Consider the following 18,536-nt stretch of genomic DNA (forward strand, 5'->3'; position numbering starts at 1 on the left):
ACCCCGAACCCGTCCGGGGGCGGTCGGGTGCTTCGGCCGCGCCGGACCGCCCCCCACGGTCACAGGGTGCGGCTCAGGTGGTCGGTGAGCAGCCGGGTGAAGCGGGCGGGATCGGGCAGGTCTCCGCCCTCGGCGAGCAGCGCGCTGCCGTAGATCAGTTCGGCGATCTCCGCACGTGCGGGATCATCGACGCCCGAGTCGTGTGCCGTGCGGAGGGCGGTGACCAGCGGGTGAGCCGGGTTGAGTTCGAGGATCCGCTTGACCGGGGGAATCTGCTGGCCCATCGCCCGGTACATCTTCTCCAGGGTCGGTGTCACGTCGTGGGCGTCGCCGACGACGCAGGCTGCCGACGTCGTCAGGCGTGAGGAGAGGCGGACCTCCTTGACGTGCTCGGACAGGGTGCTGGTCAGCCAGGGCAGCAGGTCCGCGAAGTCCTGCTCGCGCCGGGTCCTGTCGGCGTCGGTCTCCTTTCCGTCGTCGGCGGACTCCGCGAGGTCGACCTGGCCCTTGGCGACGGACTGCAGCCGGTGGCCGTCGAAGGCCGGGACCCGGTCCACCCACACCTCGTCGACGGGGTCGGTGAGGATCAGGACCTCGTAGCCCTTGGCCGCGAAGGCCTCCATGTGCGGGGAGTTCTCCACCATCGCACGGGTCTCGCCGGTCAGGTAGTAGATGGCGTCCTGGCCGTCCTTCATGCGCTCGACGTACTCGCGCAGGGTGGTGGTCTTCTCGGGGTCGTGCGTGGAGGCGGCGGACAGCAGCCCGAGCAGGGTTTCGGTGTTGTCCGTGTCCTCGAGCAGGCCTTCCTTCAGCACGCGGCCGAACTGAGCCCACACCTTGGCGTAGCGCTCGGCGTCCTTGGACTGCATGTCCTTGATCGCGCCGAGGACCTTCTTGACCAGGCGCCGTCGTACGCCGGCGATTTGCCGGTCGTGCTGGAGGATCTCGCGGGAGACGTTCAGCGACAGGTCGTGTGCGTCCACGACGCCCTTGACGAAGCGCAGGTACTGCGGCATGAGCGCTTCGCAGTCGTCCATGATGAACACCCGCTTGACGTACAGCTGCACACCGGGCTTGGTCTCGCGCGAGAACAGGTCGAAGGGCGCCTGTGAGGGGATGAACAGCAGCGCCTCGTACTCGAAGGTGCCTTCGGCGCGCATGTGGATCGTCGCGGCCGGCGGCAGCCAGTCGTGGCCGGTCTGCTGGTAGAAGTCGTTGTACTCCTCCTCGGTGACCTCGCTGCGCGGCCTCGCCCACAGGGCCTTCATCGAGTTGAGGGTGTCGGTTTCGCGGCTGGACCCGCCGTCGGCGTCGGTGCGCTCCGCGGCCATCCGGATCGGCCAGCGGATGAAGTCCGAGTACCGCTTGACGATCTGCCGGATCTTCGACTCGGAGAGGTAGTCGGCGAGCCCGTCCTCGCTGTCGGCGGGCTTGAGGTGCAGGGTGACGGACGTGCCCACGGGCAGGCCGTCGACCGCCTGGAGGGCGTACGTGCCCTCGCCGTCGGATTCCCACTGGGTGCCGGAGTCGGTTCCGGCCCGCCGGGTGCGCAGGGTGACCTTGTCGGCGACCATGAACGCCGAGTAGAAGCCGACTCCGAACTGTCCGATCAGGCCGGCTTCGGTGGCGTTGTCCTTGGACTCCTTCAGCTTCTCCAGCAGGCCGGCCGTGCCGGACTTGGCGATCGTGCCGATCACCTCCACCAGGTCGTCCCTGGTCATGCCGATCCCGTTGTCACGCACGGTCAGGGTGCGGGCGGGCTTGTCGACCTCCAGCGAGATGTGCAGGTCGGTGGTCTCGGCCAGGGCGGAGTCGGTCAGTGATTCCAGCCGCAGCTTGTCCAGGGCGTCGGAGGCGTTCGAGATCAGCTCGCGCAGGAAGATGTCCTTGTTCGAGTAGATCGAGTGGATCACCAGCTGGAGCAACTGGCGGGTCTCGGCCTGGAACTCCAACGTCTCGACACTGCTGCTCATAGAGGTCTCTTTCCGTGTGTACGTGAGGAACGGACGGGGACTCGGGCCGGGACGGACAACGGTCCGCCGACGGCTTGGATGGGGGATGGGGGGGTGGGGGGACGGGGGGCGGGGGACGGTGAGGACGGGGGCGAGCCGTACCGTATGCGCCGGTGCGGATCTCCGCCGTGGACGTCAGTCCTCGCCGTCGGCCCCGGCGAGCCGGTCGCCCAGCTCGTCCATGTCCGCGACGAGGTCGGCGTGGGCGCCGAGGTGAGGGCGCATGCCGGCCAAGGGCGCGATGAGGTCGGAGGCGTCGGCCGCGCCGAGAGCGACACGCAGGGCGGCCTGGGCCGAGCGCGCGTCGGGCGCGAGGTCGCCGAGCGCGGTGATCTGACCGGCGAGGCTGCGCAGGTCGGCGGCGTGGGCGCGCGCCCAGGTGAGGGTGGCGCGTTCGGCGGCCCTGGCCTGGCGGGTGGCCGTCACACGCTGCTCGCCGGTGGTTCCGACGGCGCCGGGGCGGCCTCGCAGGTAGCGGCGCTCGGCGGCCTGGCGGCTGGCCACGCCGAGGGGAGCGGCGAGGTCGGCCCAGCTGACTCCCGCCTCGCGGGCGGTCTCGATCAGGCCGGTCTCCCACCCCGTGAGCTGCTCGCGCACCTGACGCAGCAGCACGAGGGAGGCCAGCGCCTGCTGCGGGCCGGGCCTGGAGGCGTCGGGAGCCTCGTGCTGGGCCTCGCGCAGCGCGTCGTCTATGGCGGCGAGGGCCGCCGCCGCGGCGAGGAAGGACGCCGGGCTGTGGGCGTCGGTACGGGGCGTGTCCGGCTGGTCGGCTGCGGTCACGGGCACCTCCCTCGATCTGTCATCACTTCGACGACGTCTTGTTTGTCATCCATCGGATGACATGTTACAACGGTTTCAGTGCAGCGCATTGGCAGCAACTGCCCGAAACCGCTGGAGGTGTTTTCACGATGTTGATGCGCACTGACCCCTTCCGTGAGCTGGACCGGCTGACGCAGCAGCTGATGGGACCGGGCACCTGGTCGAAGCCGTCGGTGATGCCTCTCGACGCCTACCGCGAGGGCGACGATTACGTGGTGGCCTTCGACATCCCCGGCGTGACCGCGGACGCGATCGAGATCGACGTCGAACGGAACATGCTGACCGTCAAGGCCGAGCGTCGGCCGGTGGCGAAGGCGGACGACGTGAAGGTGGAGCTGTCCGAGCGGCCGCTGGGCGTCTTCTCCCGGCAGATCATGCTCGCCGACACCCTCGACACCGAGCGCATCGCGGCGGACTATGAGGCGGGGGTGCTCACCCTGCGCATCCCGATCGCCGAGCGCGCCAAGCCCCGCAAGATCTCCATCGGCGTCGGCTCGAACCGCAAGGAGATCTCCGGCTGACACCGCCCCGGACCGGTGCGGAGGACGGCAGCCTGATCTCCCCCTCCCCGCCCTCCGCACCTCCGTGGACAGCCGGACGACACGAAGGGGTGACCGCCGATGACGCTACGACGCGAAGCGTTCCTCGACCACGTGAAGGAACGCGGCGCATACGACACCGCCGCCGAAGCCGAGCGGGTGGCACGCGTGGTGCTCGCCCTGCTGGGCGCTCACCTGGTCGGCGAGGTCCGCGCCCGGCTCGCGACACACCTGCCGGAGGGCTTCGCCCTGATCCTGCTCAACCCTCTGCAGAGCGCCGAGCCGCTCTCCCCCGAGCGGTTCGTCCGCGCGGCGGCGGCCTGGATCGAGGGTGCCACCGTCCAGACCGCGACCTGGGACGTCAGCGCCGTCCTGTCCACCGTCGCCGACGCGGCCGGCGAGGACCTGATGGGGCAGGTCCTGCTCCAGCTTCCCGTCGGCTACGAGCTGCTCTTCGGCCACCCCCAGACCACCTCACACGAACGGGGTGCCCTGCCCGGCACCCCCATGGCTCCATGAAAGGCGAGCACACCAGTGATCTCCGACGCGCGCGGACCGCTTGAGCACGAGCAGCTGTACTCGACGGCGTACGAGCAGATGCTGGAGAGGGTCCGCTACGAAGGCGCTTACCCCACCCGTGAGAGGGCCGACGAAGCCGTCCGCCTGGTCCTGGCCGGATTCGGACGCCAGCTGACCGGCGACGAACGCGTCGACCTGGCCGCCTGCCTGCCCCTGGAGGCGGCCCGCGTGCTGACCGCCCAAGTCCCCGACCCCCAGCCGCTGACCGGCTGGGCCTTCGTCAAGGACCTCGCCGCCCGCTCCGGCGCGTCCCTGGCCACCACGCGTTGGGACACCGGTTCCGTCTTCGCGGCGGTCCGCGCCCATACGGGAACCGGCCTGGTCGACCGGGTCCTGAACCAGCTCCCCCACGGCTGGGCCCTGCTGTTCGGCCAGGCCGAACTCACCCCCGCCGCGTAGACCGTAGGTACGCGCCGAACGGGCGGTGCCCGGCCCCGTCACCCGGTGCTGGACGAGGGAGGCCGGCGCATCGCCCAGCGGATGGCGACGGTTACCGCTGAGCCGGCGGGAGTGGCGCACCAGCGCTCGGCCCGGGGCAGCAGGGGAAGGTTCAACGGGGCACGGGCCCAGTCCGGCAGCAAGGCGACCGCCGCCGCCGCCAACATCGCGTACGGAGGCCGCGCCGGCCACGGCAGCGGCGGGTCGAGCAGGATGAACCGGGCCGCGGCACGGGCCGCGTCCGTGCCGCGCAGCTCGGGCCGGAAGGCATGGATCCGCTGCGCCAGTTCGGCTGCCGTGCGCGGGGGGCCGAGCACGCCCAGAGCGCTCCCGACGCGGGCCGCCGAGGCGATGTACGCGTCGCACTCGTCCTCGGCCAGGGGCTGGGCGCCGAATCGCTGGTGGGCGCGCAGGAAGCTGTCGACCTCGGCGACGTGCACCCACTCCAGCAAGTGCGGATCGTCGGCGCGGTACGGCTCGCCGTCGGGGGTGCGGCCTCTGACGCGTGCGTGCACCGCCCGTACGCCGTCCACCGCGAGCTGCGCGTCCTCGGCCGTCCCGTAGGTGGTGAAGGCCAGAAAGGTGCTGGTCCGCTGGAGTCGCCCCCAGGGGTCCCCCCCGGTAACCGGAATGGGCCTCCACGGCGGCCATCGCCCGCGGATGCAGCGACTGGAGCAGGAGCGCGCTCAGCCCGCCCACGAACATCGAGGCGTCGCCGTGGACCCGGCGGATCGGATCGTCGGGGGCGAACCACCTCGGGCCCGGCGTCTCGTGGATCCTGGCCCGGTTCTCCGCACCGGACGGACCCGCGACGCGGCTGAAGAGGGCGTCGCCGAGGCGGTCGCGGGCGCGCGGCCCGCCGCTCGACGCCGTCCAGGGCGGCAGCAAGCCTCGCAACCCTTTCACAGTTCGACCGTCCCTTTCACAGTTCGATTGTCGCTCCGACGCCCGGCGAGGGCGGGCCGGGCGCCGCGGCGCGGTCTCCACGACGCGACGGCCGGGTTTGCCGGGGCCGAGCGGGGGCGGCTCAACCGTCGTCCGCGGGCACCGGAGCGAAGGGGTGCAGGACGTCGTCGTTCCCGGCGATGACGCGGTAGCTGCTCTCGGGCATCTCGTTCCAGGCTCCCGGCAGGTCGTCGAGCGGCTCGGACACGATGAGACGCGTCTGCGGAGCGATGTTCCGCAGGAACGCCACGTCGGGATGCAGCTTGCGCAGGTCGTCCACCCGGCTGCTGTAGAACAGCGAACGCGAGGCGCGCTCGCTGGAGTAGCGGAAGGCCCAGACCCGGTGGCCGTCCGTGAGCGCGACCGTCATCTGGAGCGGAAAGTCCACCCCGTGCCTTCGGCCGACGTCCTCCACGACCCCCGCCATCCTGGCCACGGCCGCGGGCGGGTCCTGTTCCAGTCCCAAGGTGACCGCGAGGTAGAACATCACCTCGGAGTCCGTCGTTCCTTCGAGATCGGCGTAGAGCGCCGGGTCGATGCGCAGCGAGAGGTCGCGGCGCAGGAGGCGGAACCCGGCGATGGCGCCGTTGTGCATGAACATCCAGCGGCCGCGCCGGAACGGGTGGCAGTTGGACTGTTGCACCGCCGTTCCGGTGGACGCCCTGATGTGGGCGAAGAACAGCGGCGAGCGGACGTGATCCGCCAGCTCCCGCAGGTTGCGGTTGTTCCAGGCGGGTCCGACGTCCCTGAGGAGCGCGGGCGTGTCGCTCTCGTCGGTGTACCAGCCGATGCCGAATCCGTCGCCGTTCGTGGTCTCCACGCCCAGCTTGGCGTTGCGGCTCTGCTCGATCAGCGAGTGGGCCGGTTTGTACAGGATGGTGTCCAGCAGCACCGGAGTGCCGGCGTACACGAGCCAGCGGCACATTAGTGATCACCGGAATCCCTTGAGCTCTGTCAGGGCGTTGAGGAGGGTCTTGATCACGCCGTCGCTTTCGGCCTGGCCGTGGCCCGCTGGGCGGTCACCCGTACGACGGCGTCCGTCGGTCCAAGCGGTCGGGGAAGGGTTCACCGGGCGGCTTCCGGATCTCGGCCGTCCCTGCGCCGGGCGGGGCGGAGCGTCCGGCCGGGCCGGAGCGCGCCGCCCTTCGTGCGTTCCTCTCAGGTCGTGAGGAGCCGGTGGAAGAACGAGCGGTACTGCCGCAGCGCGTGGCGCAAGCTCTCCGTGTCGACGTCCTCGCCCTCGTTCCATTGCCCCTCCAGCTCCTTCCTGCGGTCCCCGAAGGTCGCGGCGAGTTTGCGGATCACGTCGGTGACGAGCGCGTCCGCATCGTTGACCGCCGCGCGGGGGTCGTCGACGAACCGGTTCTGGATCTCGTGCCAGCGGCTGCGGAAGGCCTCCTCGTCCTGAGAGCCGAGCAGCCGCTCCGGGGCGCCTCCCTCGTCCCCCTCGGGACGGGCGGATCGCTCGCCGGGCCCGGCCGGAGTGTCGCCGTCCCTGTCGCGGGCCGCCTCCGCACCGGTCCCGGCCTCGGGGCCAGGGGTGGTTCCGGGCCCCGCGTCGGCACCGGATCCGGTGCCGGTCGCGGGGTACCTCGTGTCGGAGTCGCCTCCGGCCTCGGTCCGGTGAGGCTCGTCCTCGCCGGCTCGCGCGCCGTGACCGCTGTGCTCGCTGTCGCCTACGTCGGTGCTTTCGCCCGGGTAGACGGGCGGAGCCGCGTCCGAGCCGTCGCCGGACCGCTCCGGTGTGTCGTTCTCGCGCATGTCGTGCGCCTCCTGATCAGGTCCGGCCGGGCCGGCGGCTCTCCCCGTCGTCGGAGAGGAGTTCGTCGAAGAGGGCCCGGTAGTGCACCATCGCTCCCCTCAGCTGTTCGGTGGTGGCCTGCCGCGAGGTGCTGAGCGTGTGGACTTCGTGCGCCGCGCGGTAGTGCTCCAGCGTCTGACCGTGTTCGACCGAGAGGTCGCGCGTCTGCTGCTCGAAGCCCTCGGTGGGGTAACCGCGCTCGCCCATGAGCGAGGTCACCAGGCTGTCCGCGTCGTGCACCGCCCCCTCGGGGTGGTCCACGAACTCTTCCTGGACACCGCGCCACCGCTCGGCATAGCGCTCCCGCGCCCCGCTCGACAGGGGCTTGATGTCCAGCGTTTCGTGGCGTTTCTCGCGCGCCCCGAGGTCGTGCTCGGCGGCTCGCTTGCTGCCGGCCTCGTCGACCGTCCGTTCGTACTCGGGTCCGAATCGCTCGCGCAGCCGTCGACGACGCCGCCTGTCGACGGCGATGGCCAGCACGATCACCACGAGCACCACCGCGGCGGGTATGACGATGGCGAGAATCGTTCCTGTCGACATCGGCGTCGCTCCCTTGGCTCGATCCCCCTACCCAGGGCGGCTCCCCCGTCGAGGTGCGTTGAAACGGCGGTTTCCGCGCGGGACTGCGTGCCTCGTCCCCCGGCGTGAGGCTCGCGAGCACCGGCGCCGGCTCGGCGGCCGGTCGCGGCCCTTCCCCCGGTCCCTGCCGTGGCGGGTAGCCGCGCTGATCCGGGGTAGCCGCCGTACGCCGAGGCCAGTCATGGTCCGTCGCCGGGCCAACGCGATATCTGGGAGGTGGGCGCATGTCCATGGCCACCGTGACGTCAGCACGCATGCCGCAGAACCGGCTGTTCGTACCACCTGGTGTGTACCGGCCACAGGCCGACACCTGGCTGCTGGCCGATGCCCTCTCCCGGGAGGAGCTGACGCCGGAGACGGAGGTGCTGGAGATCGGCACCGGCACCGGTGCCGTCGCGCTTCACGCGGCCGCCAGGGGCGCCCTCGTCACGGCGGTGGACGTGTCGTGGCGGGCTGTGATCGCCGCGCGAGTGAACGCCCTGCGGCAGCGACTGGCGCTCCGCGTGCTGCACGGGGACTTCGCGGCTCGCGCCCGGGGGCAGCGGTTCGACCTCGTCCTCTCCAATCCGCCCTACGTGCCCTCGCCCCACCCGCGGCCGCCCACGCGCGGCGCCGAAAGGGCCTGGGACGCCGGCCCGGACGGGCGGGTCGTCATCGACAGGATCTGCTCCGACGCCGCATCGATGCTGCGACCCGGCGGAGTGCTGCTCATGGTTCACTCCGGCATGTGCGACGCGCGGGCCACCGTGCGGAGGCTGGAGGGATCCGGGCTGGCCGCGCGGGCCGTCGCTTGCGCGCGGGTGCCCTGGGGGCCGGTGCTGCGGACGCGACGGGCCTGGCTGGAGGAAGCGGGCCTGGCGCGTGCGGGCGACGCATGGGAAGAGCTGGTGGTGATCCGTGCCCAGCACACCTGACCGCCCCCGGGCTCCCGCGCGCCGCGTGATGCTCGACCACCCCGGGCCCGCGCTGATCGAGGGCCCCGTGGAGATCGTCCTGGAGGACGGTACCGTCGCGCGCTCGGACCGGTTCGTCGTCGCCGTCTGCACCTGCCGCCGGAGCCGGACCTACCCCTGGTGCGACACCAGCCATCGCCCGCACCGACAGAACCCGTCGACCACGCAGAAAGGCAGTCGTCCGTGATCCCCCAGCGTTCCGTCGACTCCGCGGCCCCCCTGGCAGCCGGACGGGGTGAGGTGTCGGAGTCCGTCGTCACCGCCCTGCGCACCGGCGCGCGGCTCCGATGCCCCCGCGGAGCGGCGGTCAGAGCGGATCCGTGGGGCGAGGACCTCCAACTGGCTCTGTACGTGCTCTACGAACTGCACTACCGCGGCTTCGCGGACGTCGACGCCGAGCGGGAGTGGGACCCCGATCTGCTCCGCCTGCGCCGGGACCTCGAGTCCGTGATGAGGGAGGCCCTGCGGGCGGACCTGCGCGACGCCCCGCGCACCGTCGACGAGGCCTTCGGCCCCCTCCTCGTCGAACCCGTGGAGCCCACCGGCGGTGTCAGCCACCATCTGGAGAAACAGGGCGACCTCGGGCAACTGCGGGACTACGCGGCTCTGCGGTCCCTCTACCACCTCAAGGAGGCGGACCCCCATCTCTGGGTGGTACCCCGCCTCAGGGGCCGCGCCAAGGCCGGCATGGTGGCCATCGAGTACGACGAGTTCGGCGCCGGCCGCGCCGACCGCATCCATGCGCGGCTCTTCGCCGATCTCATGGCCGACCTCGGCCTCGATCCGGCGTACGGCGCCTATCTGGAGCACGCCCCGGCGTCCCTGCTCGCGACCGTCAACCTGATGTCCCTGTTCGGTCTGCACCGGGCCCTACGGGGCGCGCTGGTGGGTCATTTCGCCAGCGTCGAGATCACGTCCTCGCCCGGTTCCCGACGACTCGCGGCGGCGCTGCGACGGTGCGGGGCAGGCCCGGCGGCGGCCCGTTTCTACGACGAACACGTCGAGGCGGACGCGGTCCACGAACAGGTGGTACGGCGTGAAGTCATCGGCGGCCTGCTGGCCGACGAGCCCGAGCTGGAGGCCGATGTCGCCCTCGGGTGCGCGGCGACCCTGCTCCTCGAGGACCGGCTCGCCGCGGAGCTCCTGGGAGCGTGGGAGAGGGGACTCTCTCCGCTGCGGAAGCCCTTGGACGTCCCGTCGGGCACCGCCCGTGCCGGGCAGGATCCGGAAGACACCGCCTAACCCTCGATGCCGGTGGTCGTGTGGGCGGCGCCGACGGGTTTCGATTCGGGGGAGCCGCGCTGACGGAGGTAGATCGAGAGCACGACCATCGCGGCTACCGCGAGCAGTTCGGACTGCCAGTTCTGCAGGGTCCTGCTCCAGAAGTCAGGGGTGGCCACGTAGCCGGCCCAGCTGACGGGGTCCTGGAGCTGCCGGAGCCGCTGGTCGTTGTAGGCGGCGGTGCCGGCGATGGACTGGGCCGCCCAGGACAGGAGGAACAGGCCGCCCATGACGGTGCCCAGGGAGCGGGCGTAGAGGGTCTGGCGCCAGTCGCCCGTGCCGGCCCAGCGCGGCGAGTCGGGGCGGGCGTGTTCGCCCATGCGCTGCTCGCGCTCGCTCTCGATGCCTGCCTCGTGGACCTTCTTCGACTCCGGGGAGCCGCGCTGGACGAGGTAGACGGTGCCGAAGATGTAGAGGAAGAACTGGAGGAACTCCGACTGCCAGTTCTCGGTCACGTCGACGGCGAAGTCCGAGGAGGCCAGGTAGTCGGTGAAGGTGATCGGCTGAAGGCCGTCCACGGTCATCTGTTCGTTGAACTCGGCGTGGCCGGTGAGGGCCTGACAGGCGAGGACGACCAGGAAGGCGATGCCGAAGGTGAGGGTCAGGCTGTTGTCGCGCCAGAACCCCGCGCGTGCTTCGCGGTTGCCGTTCATCTCTGGAGCGCCCCGATGGTGATGAAGTAGCCGAGTCCTCCGAGGATGACGGCGAGCGTGGTGACGAAGAGGAAGCGCAAGGTCTCACGCGCCCTTCACCGTGCAGTCGTCGGGCCGGCCGGACGCGGCACCCTCGGAGCCGCCGAGAGCCACCCGTACCGCGGGCGCCGTGGCGACCGGTGGCGTCGGCCGGATCACTTCGAGTCGGCGCTGGGAACGGCCAGCGGGTCGCGCGGGGACTTCTTCTTCCCCGCTTCGAGCTCATCCCCGAGCTCGGTGAGCCGGTTGCGGCCCATGGCCTTGCGGACCTCCGGAAACCACTCCTGCTCCTCTTCCTCCACATGGTGGCGGACCTGTTCCATCAGCACGCTCATCTTCGCCTTGAAGCGCTCGTCGCCCGGGTCCATGTCCTTGAGCTCCGACAGCATCCACACCACCGCGTGGTGTTCCTCGACGCTCTCCAGGATGTGGTCCGTCGTGTCCGGTGCGGCGGCGCGGGCCGCGGGATAGAAGAACTTCTCCTCGATCCAGGCGTGGACGGTGGGCTCCTCGATCACCTCGTCGGCGATCCGGCGGCGCTCGGCCGTGTCGTCGTCGGAGGTCTTCTCGAACCGCTTGAACAGCTTCTCGACGGTCTTGTGGTCCTCGCGCAGAAGCACAATGGCATCCATGGGAGCCTCTCTCATCAGGTGTGGACGCGGCTGTTGACACCGTCGTGTCCGTCGGCCTGGTCGTCGTCGAACCAGTGGTTCCCGGCCGCCAGGTAACGGAAGGAATGGCCGCTGTGGGCCGGCAGCACGACCGTGGCGGCGCGCATGCCGTCGCGGCGGGGCAGAAGCGGGTGGGCCGCGGGGTTCCAGTGGTTGAAGTCGCCCACGACGCTGACGGGCCCGTCCGGGCTGTCGGCGGGAAGGACGAAGGTGATCCGCGTGCGGCCCTTGAGCCGCTTTCGTTCGAGCACGGGAGGCTCCTGACGGGCGGAGGTGGCGGGGGCCCGCCCAACGTCGAAAGGTGCGTCGCACCCCAGGGGCGCCACGCCGTCACCGGAGCGTCACTCACCTGGATGCCGCGATCGTGACCTACGCGGGTGGGGACCACGGCCGAGCCGGGCGCTACAGCGCCAGGACGATGCCGTACGCCAGGAAGAACAGCGCCACGAGGACCACCAAGGCGATGATGACGGCCAGGGGCCCCGCGGCCCAGCCGCGCTTCAACGGCCTGTGCGGGCCCGTTCCCGTTCCGGTGCCGGACTCCGCCGGCGGCGTGTCGCCCGTGGGAACGGAGCCGCCGCTGGTCAGACCGGCGGTGTGGCGCGGGTCGGGGTCCGGGTTGCTCGTATTCATGCCCGGCGGCTGTCCTGATCCCGTCCCGACATGCCGCACATCTGCCCCGGAGGCACGAACAGGTCGGGAGCGTGCAGCCGCGACTCCCCCGGCGCGCTGGCGCCGTCTCACCCACGCCACGCCACGCACGCCCCAGGACGTCCTGCCCCACCGGGCACACCGCACTCGATCACTCCCCGTAGTCGGAACAACCGGGATAGGCCCTGACCATCGGGGTAGCCGGACCATATGGACACAACCACCGAAACCACGCCGCTGCGCGCCGTCGCGCTGGTCTGCTCCCTGTCCCCCTCGCCGAAACGGTCGAGCTCCCAGTTGCTGGCCGAGCAGACCATGGCCGCGCTCGCCGACCACGGAGTGACCGGAAAGGTGATCAGGGTCGCCGACCACGACGTCAAGCCGGGCGTCGAGGTGGACATGGGAGACGGGGACGCCTGGCCGGAGATCCGCGACACCATCCTCGCCTGCGACATCCTGATCCTGTCCACGCCCATCTGGCTCGGCCACCCCTCCAGCATCGCCCAGCGCGTCCTGGAGCGGCTCGACGCGGAGCTCGGCGAGAGCGACGACGAGGGCCGCCCGCTCACCTACGGGAAGGCCGCTGCCGTGTGCGTGGTCGGCAACGAGGACGGCGCCCACCATGTCAGCGCCGAGCTCTTCCAGGGTCTCAACGACGTCGGCTTCACCCTTGCCCCGAACGCCGTCACCTACTGGGTCGGCGAAGCCATGCAGCGCACCGACTACCAGGACCTCGACAAGACACCCGAGAAGACGGCCGCCACGACGGCCACGCTCGCCGCGAACACCGCCCACCTGGCGCGCCGCCTCAAGAAGGCCTCGTACCCGCCCTCGTCCTGACGCCCGCGCCGTCGGACACGGAAGGAGACCGAGATGAACCACCACGACCAGGCCCACCTCACCGATCCGGTGACACTGCACCCACGGCCCCCGTTCCCCGAGCAGGACCAGGACCATCCCGGCTCGACCGAGGCGATGGACCCCCGCCCCGACCACGGTGAGGACACCTACCAGGGCCACGGCCTGCTGCGGGAGCGCAAGGCCCTGGTCACCGGAGGGGACTCCGGGATCGGCCGGGCCGTCTGCCTGGCCTTCGCACGGGAGGGCGCCGACGTCGTCTTCGCGCACCTGCCCGAGGAAGCCGACGAGGCCGAGGAGACCTCCCGGCTGATCCGTCAGGCCGGCCGCACGGCGCTGGCCGTCCCCTGCGACATCCGGCACGAGGACGAGTGCACCGGTCTCGTGGAAGAGGCCATGGGCGCGCTGGGCGGCATCGACCTGCTCGTCAACAACGCCGCCTACCAGATGGCGCAGCCGGACGGCATCGGGGCGATCACCACCGAGCAGTTCGACCGGGTGATGAAGACCAACCTGTACGGGATGTTCTGGCTGACGAAGGCCGCCCTGGCCCACATGCCCCGGGGAGGCTCGGTGATCAACACGGCTTCCGTGCAGGGTTACCAGCCCAGTCCGCACCTCCTCGACTACGCCATGACGAAATCGGCGATCATCTCCTTCACCCACAACCTGGCCCAGATGCTGGCCGGGCGCGGAATCCGGGCCAACGCCGTGGCTCCGGGACCCGTGTGGACGCCGCTCATCCCCGCGACGATGCCCGACCCGACGAGATTCGGCGAGCAGTCCCCGCTGGGCCGGCCGGCCCAGCCGGCGGAGATGGCGGGCGCGTACGTCTTCCTCGCCTCCGACCAGGCCTCGTACATCACCGGCGAGATCGTCAACGCCACCGGCGGGACTCCCCTGCCGTGACCCCCGACGAGGCCCTGCGCCTGATCGCCTTCCTCCTCGAATGGCGCGGGGCCTCGCCGTACCGGGTGCGGGCCTTCCACACCGCGGCCGACGCCGTCGGCGATCTGCCTCCGGGGCCGGTCGAGGCCGCACAGGCCGAACGGCTGCCCGGGGTGGGGCCGGTCACCGCCGAGGTGATCGCCCAGGCGTCCACCGGCGCGACACCGCGCTACCTCGCCCGGCTGCAGGCGGATGCCGCCCCGGGCGCGCGTGCCGGCTGGGACCTGGCGGCTGCGAGCACCGGGGACTGCCACCTGCACTCCGACTGGTCGGACGGCGGCAGCCCGCTCGAGCGGATGGCCGATGCGGCCCGCGCCCTGGGCCACCAGTGGGCCGTTCTCACCGACCACTCGCCGCGGCTCACGATCGCCCACGGACTGACCGCCGAGCGGCTCGCCCGGCAACTGGACGCCGTGTCCGAACTGAACTCCGCCATGGGCGCCGGGTTCCGACTGCTCACCGGTATCGAGTGCGACATCCTCGAGGACGGTTCCCTGGACCAGGACGAGGAGCTGCTCGGCCGGCTGGACCTCGTCGTGGCCTCCGTGCACTCCCGGCTCCGCTCGGAACCCGAGCCCATGACCGCCCGCATGGTCGCCGCGGTCCGCAACCCGCACGTCGACGTCCTGGGGCACTGCACGGGCCGGATCATCACCGGCCGGGGCCGCCCGCCGTCCCGCTTCGACGCCCGTGCCGTGTTCGCCGCATGCGCGGAGGCCGGCACGGCGGTGGAGATCAACTGCCGGCCCGAGCGACGCGACCCGCCGGACGACCTGCTCGCGCAGGCGGCCGCCGCGGGCTGCCTCTTCGCCGTGGACACCGACGCCCATGCCCCCGAACAGCTCCACTGGCAGAGCACGGGCTACGCGCGGGCGGCCCGGGTCGGCCTGGGAGCGGACCGGCTGATCACGAACTGGCCGCTCGGACGACTGCTGAGCAGCAGGACCGGCCTGGCGTGAGGCGCCTCTCCCTACGAACGGTTACGGCTCCCGTCGCCACTCCGACGGGAGCCGTAGGGTCCCTCTCCGCCCCCCGGCGGCCCGGGGCCCCGCCGTTTCAGCGGTCCGTGTCCCCGCCGTCGCGGCCGTCGGGCGTCGACCAGGAACCGCGAGCCGCTCTGGTGTCCGCCCGGGAGGCGTCGGCGGCCGACGCCCGACGGCGGGCCACTCGGCGGCTGCCCCACCAGAACGCGCCGAGGAGGACCGCTACGACGACCACCCCAATGACGACCGCGAAGAGCACTCCGTTGGAACCGGCCGACGCGAGCGTCGGGAAACCTGCGTAAGCAGTCATGATCACCTCTCCGCGAAGGACAGGGCCCGCGACCGGGCGCTGTGGACATGTCCAGCGGCTGTCCCCTCTCGGCCCGCGTAAACCCTGCCCGCCGGCCAGCGGGGTGTGGCACGTCCGTCGACGGGCCGGCGCGCGGTCGGGGCCTTCCCGCGCGGACACGCCCAGGCCCCGGGGCGGCGCGGGCCGGAGAGGACGGAGGCGTACGCGAGGGGAGACCGTCCGCCATGGAGACCCCTCATGGGCCCCCGCATGGGCCCCCTCATGGGGCCTCCTCATGGGGAGTTGCCGGCCCCGGTCACGAGATCGATCAGCCCCGGCAGCCCTGCTTCCGCAAGAGCGCGACGCTGGCGGTCGGCGGGGCTGCCGGCCTGCAGGTGTCGGTGGACGAGACCGCTGACCTCTCGAAGATCGCCCGCTTCCTCCAGGGCCGGCGTGATGTGCCGCAGGAGGGCGTACAGCAGGTCTCCGCTGCGGTGCGGACGGCCGAGCGGATCCAGCAGCGTCCCGTTCATGCCGTGCCGTGCGGCGTGCCAGTTCGCCACCTGTGTCAGCTCCGGTGCCACCACCGGCAGGGGCACCCCGGCCTTCTCCTCGACCACCGCCGCGGCCACGAGTCCTCGGATGATTCCGGCGAACATGACGGCTTCATCGGCCCGCAGCTGGACGTCCAGGCACCGCACCTCGACCGTGGGGTAGCGGTCGGACAGCCGCGCCTGCCAGTAGATCTGCCCCCGGTCGGCGATCACGCCCGAAGCCACCAGGTCCCCGAGGCGCCTTTCGTAATCGCAGAGTCCGTCGAAGAACGGCGGCGGACCGCTCACGGGCCACCGGCCGAACACGAGAGTGCGCCAGCTTGCGAACCCGGTGTCCCGCCCGTCCCACAGGGGCGAGTTCGCGGACATGGCCAGCAGAGCCGGCAGCCACCCCCTGATCCGGTTGAGCACCGCGACGCCCATCTCCGGGTCGACGACCCCGACGTGCACGTGCATCCCGCAGATCAGCTGTTCGTCCACCAGCTGCCGGGCCGCTCCCTCCATCCGCAGATAGCGCGCCGTGGGGGTCACGGGGACACGCGTCCCCCCCGCGCAGCGGCGCCGCACCGGTCGCGGCGACCCGGCAGCCGTTCGCCTCCGCGGCCGAGGCCACCCGCATGACGCAGCCGCAACAGGTGGCCTCCCACCTCGTCGAGGCTCGAGCACACGGGAGTGGCCACTTCTATCTGGGCCTGCAACAGCTCGTCCTGGATCTCGACGCCCTGCGCGAACGGGCCGAGGCCCGCCGCCCGGCGCACCACCCCCCACAGCCGGGACCGGGACGGCGGTCACCGGGTCCACCATGCAGATACTCTTCTTCGACGCCTACGGTGATCACGTCTTGCGGCTACCCACACTCACCGTGATCACCCGCGCCAGTTCCCGCTCGCCGGGATGAACCGGACGGCGGTCTTGGACGCAGCCGGGTAGCTGCCCCGCTCGCACGCGACGCCGACGTCGTCGGGGTCGCTTCCGTACCGGACGGATGCGTGGGGGCAGGGGTGGCGACCGCGACCGGCACGACGGCGGAGGTGCCCCGCCCGGCCCGGCCCGCCCGCGGGAGGAGCCCGCGGCAGACCGGTGATTCCAGGCGGGGCACCTGGCGCCGGCTCAATGCCCGAGCGCCTGGCGCAGTTGCTCCTTGTTCATGTGCGAACGGCCTTCGAGACCTTGGTCCCTGGCCTCCTGACGCAACTCCTCCAGGGTCTGGTGGGCGGTCGTGCTGGTCCCGCGGCTGCCGTTGCCGTTGCCGGGGTGGAGGACGACCTTGGTCCAGCCGTCATCGCGGTTGTCGAAGTGCTCGTACGCGGAGGGGGCCTCGTCGAGGCCCAGCTCGTGGGAGACGAGGAAGCTCGGCTCGGCCTTGCCACCGGCGATCAGGTCGCGCAAGGCCCGGTTGTAGCGCTTCACCGGGGCTTGGCCGGTTCCGATCCGCTGGCCCTTGAACCACAGCATCCCGAAATCCAGCGGCACCTTCCCCTGGGCTTCGAGTTCGCCCTGGGCTTCGGCGCCGCCGGGGTCTTCGGGCAGGAAGACCCCCACCACGCCGATGCCTCCGGTGAACCGGACCGTGTCGATGAGTCCGTTCATGGTCAGCGTCGCGTCCTCGGTCCCCTGGGGGTCGTGGGCCTGGTAGCCGACGCATTCGCAGCCGTTGTCCGCCCCCAGCCCCAGGGTGGCCTCCTTGACCACCTCGGCCGGGTCCTGCTCCGCCGTGTTGATCGGGATCGCCCCGATCTCCTCCGCTATGCGGAGCCGGTCGGGCTGGTGGTCGGCGACCCAGACCCGGCCGGCGCCCTTGAGGATCGCCGAATAGGCGGCCATCAGACCCACCGGGCCCGCGCCGTAGATGATGGTCTGGTCTCCGGGCTTGACGCCGGCCATCTCGGTGGCGTGGTATCCGGTGGGGAAGATGTCGGCGAGCATCACGTAGTCGAGCTGTCGCCCGGGGGCGTCCTCGCCCAGGCGCAGGGCGTTGAAGTCGCCGTAGGGGACGCGCAGGAATTCGGCCTGGCCTCCCTGGTAGGGGCCCATTTCGGCGAAGCCGTACGCGGCCCCCGCCTTGTCCGGCTCGGGCTGCATGGTGAGGCAGTAGTTCGTCAGCCCCTGCTCGCACTGCTTGCAGAAGCCGCACGCGATGTTGAACGGGAGGACCACCCAGTCGCCGGCCTTGACCTTGGTGACGGCCTCGCCCACCTCGACCACCTGGCCGAGGTTCTCGTGGCCCAGGGTGCGACCCGACTCGAAGGAGGTCCGGCCCTCGTACATGTGCAGGTCCGAGCCGCAGATGTTGGTGGTGGTGATCTTCACCAGGATGTCGGCCGGGTGCTCGATCTTCGCGTCGGGGACGTCCTTGACCGTCACCGACCGGGGCCCTTCGTACACTGCAGCTTTCATGATCTTCCCTACCGGCGCCGCCGCGCGTCGTGCTTCACCGACGGAAGCGGCGTCTTGCTGGGTGGCGGCGCGGAGGCGGCGGGACCGTGGGGTGACGCCCGCCTCTGCGGAGTAAGGCTTCTCTCCCGTCCTTTCCGCGTCGAGCGGACCGGGCGCGGGATCTTGCCTCCCAGGCCCCTGCCCACCGGCAGCATGCTCAACCACCACCGTGAGGGCGGACGTTCGCGATCACGACGGTCGTCCCGGCCTCGCATCGCTCGTAGGCCGCGTCCGCGCCCCGGGGTGTCCCTGCGGAGGCGAAGGCGTACGGGGCGCGGGTGAGGCCGGCCGTGTCCCGTCCGGGCCGCGGTCGGTGCGGTGCGGGCCGGTTCACCCGGGCCAGGTTCCGGTCAGGCGGCGGGTGGTGGCGGCTCCGGCCCGGTCGACGGCGGCTCGGACCACGGCGAAGATCGCGCCTTGCAGGGCCGCCGCCAGGAGGATCTCCCGCCAGGTGCGCTGCTCGTCGGTGGCGGCGGGGGCCTCGTCCTCATGGCCGATCACCTTCCAT

General features: G+C 71.5%; 21 protein-coding genes and 2 pseudogenes. 9 read left to right on the forward strand and 14 right to left on the reverse strand.

Features of this window, described 5'->3' with window-relative positions; translation table 11 throughout:
- Positions 1-59: 59 nt before the first annotated feature.
- Together htpG and ABD981_RS00175 are read right to left on the reverse strand one after the other, a co-directional pair.
- The gene (gene htpG, locus ABD981_RS00170; RefSeq protein ID WP_046909682.1) at positions 60-1,973 is read right to left on the reverse strand and encodes a molecular chaperone HtpG; all 1,914 of its coding nucleotides are present in this window, start codon (positions 1,971-1,973) and stop codon (positions 60-62) included.
- A gap of 174 nt (positions 1,974-2,147) precedes the next feature.
- Positions 2,148-2,792, reverse strand: a complete 645-nt coding sequence (locus ABD981_RS00175) for a hypothetical protein (protein ID WP_046910364.1) — start codon at positions 2,790-2,792, stop codon at positions 2,148-2,150.
- A gap of 128 nt (positions 2,793-2,920) precedes the next feature.
- Here ABD981_RS00175 and ABD981_RS00180 point away from each other — a divergent pair, with 128 nt between their 5' ends.
- The 3 genes from ABD981_RS00180 (at position 2,921) to ABD981_RS00190 (ending at position 4,348) form a co-directional block, all read left to right on the forward strand.
- Positions 2,921-3,352: an Hsp20/alpha crystallin family protein gene (locus ABD981_RS00180; protein ID WP_046910365.1), complete on the forward strand. Its 432-nt coding sequence runs from the start codon at positions 2,921-2,923 to the stop codon at positions 3,350-3,352.
- Positions 3,353-3,451: 99 nt separating this feature from the next.
- Positions 3,452-3,889, forward strand: a complete 438-nt coding sequence (locus ABD981_RS00185; RefSeq protein WP_046910366.1) for a DUF2267 domain-containing protein — start codon at positions 3,452-3,454, stop codon at positions 3,887-3,889.
- 15 nt (positions 3,890-3,904) lie between these two features.
- Complete coding sequence (locus tag ABD981_RS00190) at positions 3,905-4,348, forward strand: DUF2267 domain-containing protein (protein WP_046910367.1); 444 nt, start codon at positions 3,905-3,907, stop codon at positions 4,346-4,348.
- A 38-nt stretch (positions 4,349-4,386) separates the two neighbouring features.
- On the opposite strand, the pseudogene ABD981_RS00195 reads toward ABD981_RS00190, so the two are convergent.
- The 4 genes and pseudogenes from ABD981_RS00195 to ABD981_RS00210 form a co-directional block, all read right to left on the reverse strand.
- A pseudogene (locus tag ABD981_RS00195) lies at positions 4,387-5,272 on the reverse strand (oxygenase MpaB family protein).
- 142 nt (positions 5,273-5,414) lie between these two features.
- Positions 5,415-6,257 carry a class II glutamine amidotransferase gene (locus ABD981_RS00200; protein ID WP_046910368.1) on the reverse strand — a complete coding sequence of 281 codons (843 nt, stop codon included), beginning with the start codon at positions 6,255-6,257 and terminating at the stop codon, positions 5,415-5,417.
- Between the two features lie 233 nt (positions 6,258-6,490).
- Positions 6,491-7,093: a hypothetical protein gene (locus ABD981_RS00205; RefSeq protein WP_123954933.1), complete on the reverse strand. Its 603-nt coding sequence runs from the start codon at positions 7,091-7,093 to the stop codon at positions 6,491-6,493.
- A 16-nt stretch (positions 7,094-7,109) separates the two neighbouring features.
- A complete protein-coding gene (locus ABD981_RS00210) occupies positions 7,110-7,673 on the reverse strand; it encodes a hypothetical protein (protein ID WP_046910369.1) in 564 nt (187 codons plus the stop codon).
- 263 nt (positions 7,674-7,936) lie between these two features.
- Between ABD981_RS00210 and ABD981_RS00215 the strand changes: the two genes are divergently transcribed.
- Genes ABD981_RS00215 through ABD981_RS00225 form a run of 3 tightly spaced genes read left to right on the forward strand, consistent with a single transcriptional unit; the run spans position 7,937 to position 9,907 of the window.
- A complete protein-coding gene (locus tag ABD981_RS00215) occupies positions 7,937-8,626 on the forward strand; it encodes a HemK2/MTQ2 family protein methyltransferase (RefSeq protein ID WP_046910370.1) in 690 nt (229 codons plus the stop codon).
- Entirely contained in the window at positions 8,610-8,852 is a 243-nt protein-coding gene (locus ABD981_RS00220; protein ID WP_046910371.1) for a CDGSH iron-sulfur domain-containing protein, read from the forward strand. The genes ABD981_RS00215 and ABD981_RS00220 overlap by 17 nt, the downstream gene beginning before the upstream one ends.
- A complete protein-coding gene (locus ABD981_RS00225) occupies positions 8,849-9,907 on the forward strand; it encodes an iron-containing redox enzyme family protein (protein WP_046910372.1) in 1,059 nt (352 codons plus the stop codon). The genes ABD981_RS00220 and ABD981_RS00225 overlap by 4 nt, the downstream gene beginning before the upstream one ends.
- On the opposite strand, the gene ABD981_RS00230 is transcribed toward ABD981_RS00225, so the two are convergent.
- The 4 genes from ABD981_RS00230 to ABD981_RS00245 form a co-directional block, all read right to left on the reverse strand.
- Positions 9,904-10,599 (reverse strand): DUF6766 family protein, encoded by a 696-nt coding sequence (locus ABD981_RS00230; RefSeq protein WP_046910373.1) that lies wholly within the window; start codon positions 10,597-10,599, stop codon positions 9,904-9,906. The two genes, ABD981_RS00225 and ABD981_RS00230, sit on opposite strands and share 4 nt — an antisense overlap.
- A gap of 194 nt (positions 10,600-10,793) precedes the next feature.
- Positions 10,794-11,270 (reverse strand): hemerythrin domain-containing protein, encoded by a 477-nt coding sequence (locus ABD981_RS00235; protein ID WP_046910374.1) that lies wholly within the window; start codon positions 11,268-11,270, stop codon positions 10,794-10,796.
- A 14-nt stretch (positions 11,271-11,284) separates the two neighbouring features.
- Positions 11,285-11,560: an isoamylase early set domain-containing protein gene (locus tag ABD981_RS00240; protein ID WP_046910375.1), complete on the reverse strand. Its 276-nt coding sequence runs from the start codon at positions 11,558-11,560 to the stop codon at positions 11,285-11,287.
- A gap of 151 nt (positions 11,561-11,711) precedes the next feature.
- Entirely contained in the window at positions 11,712-11,942 is a 231-nt protein-coding gene (locus tag ABD981_RS00245) for a DUF6480 family protein (RefSeq protein WP_046910376.1), read from the reverse strand.
- A gap of 228 nt (positions 11,943-12,170) precedes the next feature.
- On the opposite strand from ABD981_RS00245, the gene ABD981_RS00250 reads away from it, so the two are divergent.
- Genes ABD981_RS00250 through ABD981_RS00260 form a run of 3 tightly spaced genes read left to right on the forward strand, consistent with a single transcriptional unit; the run spans position 12,171 to position 14,725 of the window.
- Positions 12,171-12,800, forward strand: a complete 630-nt coding sequence (locus ABD981_RS00250; RefSeq protein WP_046910377.1) for a flavodoxin family protein — start codon at positions 12,171-12,173, stop codon at positions 12,798-12,800.
- Positions 12,801-12,833: 33 nt separating this feature from the next.
- Complete coding sequence (locus ABD981_RS00255; protein ID WP_046910378.1) at positions 12,834-13,727, forward strand: SDR family oxidoreductase; 894 nt, start codon at positions 12,834-12,836, stop codon at positions 13,725-13,727.
- Complete coding sequence (locus ABD981_RS00260; protein ID WP_046910379.1) at positions 13,724-14,725, forward strand: PHP domain-containing protein; 1,002 nt, start codon at positions 13,724-13,726, stop codon at positions 14,723-14,725. Before ABD981_RS00255 ends, ABD981_RS00260 begins: the two co-directional genes overlap by 4 nt.
- 97 nt (positions 14,726-14,822) lie before the next feature.
- Here the strand turns inward: ABD981_RS00260 and ABD981_RS00265 are convergent, their stop codons facing one another.
- The 4 genes and pseudogenes from ABD981_RS00265 to ABD981_RS00280 all read right to left on the reverse strand — a co-directional run.
- Positions 14,823-15,059, reverse strand: a complete 237-nt coding sequence (locus ABD981_RS00265) for a DUF6479 family protein (RefSeq protein WP_046910415.1) — start codon at positions 15,057-15,059, stop codon at positions 14,823-14,825.
- A 272-nt stretch (positions 15,060-15,331) separates the two neighbouring features.
- A pseudogene (locus ABD981_RS00270) lies at positions 15,332-16,430 on the reverse strand (carboxylate-amine ligase).
- A gap of 272 nt (positions 16,431-16,702) precedes the next feature.
- Complete coding sequence (locus ABD981_RS00275; protein ID WP_046910381.1) at positions 16,703-17,989, reverse strand: glutathione-independent formaldehyde dehydrogenase; 1,287 nt, start codon at positions 17,987-17,989, stop codon at positions 16,703-16,705.
- A 369-nt stretch (positions 17,990-18,358) separates the two neighbouring features.
- Positions 18,359-18,536 (reverse strand): DUF4235 domain-containing protein (locus tag ABD981_RS00280; RefSeq protein WP_345527253.1); only part of this gene is annotated, 178 nt, incomplete at its 5' end.

Origin of the sequence: Streptomyces showdoensis (genome assembly GCF_039535475.1) — a bacterium.
Lineage (GTDB): Bacteria > Actinomycetota > Actinomycetes > Streptomycetales > Streptomycetaceae > Streptomyces > Streptomyces showdoensis.